Below are 1341 nucleotides of genomic sequence, written 5' to 3' on the forward strand. Positions count from 1 at the left end.
CCGTGCTCTTTCTCATCGCCGGCAAACTCGATTTCTCCAGCTTCAACCCGCATGCCTCGTGAGCCGCATTACCCACACAATTTTCAAAAGAGCCAGGTTTAGCATTAAGTGCTTTGCTAGCACGGCGTCGTTCACGTAGAGAAACAGTTTCACCGTCTTCCTGCCCGATACTGACCAAGAGCGGCGATTACATAGCCGTGTTCGACAGAATAGGCTGTGCAACAGGCGATTGCTTTGCATTGCTTATAGAAATTGATTGAATTCCTCAGTTCGTGTGAGCGTTCTACCGCGTTGGACAGAATTTACGCTCCTCTCAGTCTGTTTCTGTTTTGATACATCTACAGCTTGTACCACTTGTATAGCGGTCCATCTAACGATGGATCGTGCGAGCGTCACTTGCCTTCTGCGATTCGGAGGCGTGCGCGTCGACGTACTCCTCACGAATCCGAAGACTAGGACATCGCGTGTCAATATAAAGTACCCGTTCTTGCGCTATGTGGGGAAACGAACTATTGAAGAAAGGGTTGCGTAATATTAGGAAAAAGAAAACGTTGTTGGTGCGTTTCGCGTTTTCACCAATGTGTCCGATCCTTGAATTCAATATGACGATGCTCTACAAATCGTCTTGAAGAGCGTTGATCCTTGTCGTATGCCTCAATGCATAGAGACAGCGGTTACCCGCGCAAATGCCAGGTTCGTGAGCGGCAATCAAGAAAACGGAGCCCGTATGTCAATTCCCCCTGTCGGATTGATCGTTGCGATGTTGGCTGCCATAGCGCTTGCAGGTTGTGGTTCGCTTGATTTAGGCGAAGCGTTTCCACGGGTCGGTCTCACACATCCGCAAGCCAATACGCAAGCGGGCGTTGCGTCGACAGTCGCAATCGTGCAGACAACGAGTGTGGCCACGTGCCCGAAGGATGACTGGATTGATGTTTCGAACAGTCAGGAAGTCGACGAGCGATGGAAAACGGTGACCAGCAAGATTGGTGCAATTCTGGGCGTTGACGCTTCTCCGCTACCGCTCTCCATTGTGCTCAGTTCATTTCGCTCGCGTCTTGCGCCACCCGATCAAGCGACGGGCGGCGGAGCGAAGACGATTTCGACGTCGGACCTCAAACAACTTGCCGAGCAGCTTCACCAAAAGGTGACGGCGTCGCCTTTAGCAGTGAACCTATCTGAATCAAAGGTGACGGGCCCACGGCTCAGCACGAGGTCTTCGAACGAGAGGTTGTTTGCGTATTCGCTTGCTGGGTGAACGAGCAGGCAGGACGCCCAGTCGCTGCGCCGGGGTAGTGGCGACAGCATGCACACAAGGGAAGCGCACGCAACACGGGAAGCCCC

General features: G+C 52.8%; 1 protein-coding gene. It reads left to right on the top strand.

The window, feature by feature from the left end; translation table 11 throughout:
- Positions 1-727: 727 nt before the first annotated feature.
- A complete protein-coding gene (locus P3T43_RS35650) occupies positions 728-1255 on the top strand; it encodes a hypothetical protein (RefSeq protein WP_429285668.1) in 528 nt (175 codons plus the stop codon).
- Positions 1256-1341 lie beyond the last annotated feature (86 nt).

Source organism: Paraburkholderia sp. GAS41 (assembly GCF_050436545.1).
Lineage (GTDB): Bacteria > Pseudomonadota > Gammaproteobacteria > Burkholderiales > Burkholderiaceae > Paraburkholderia.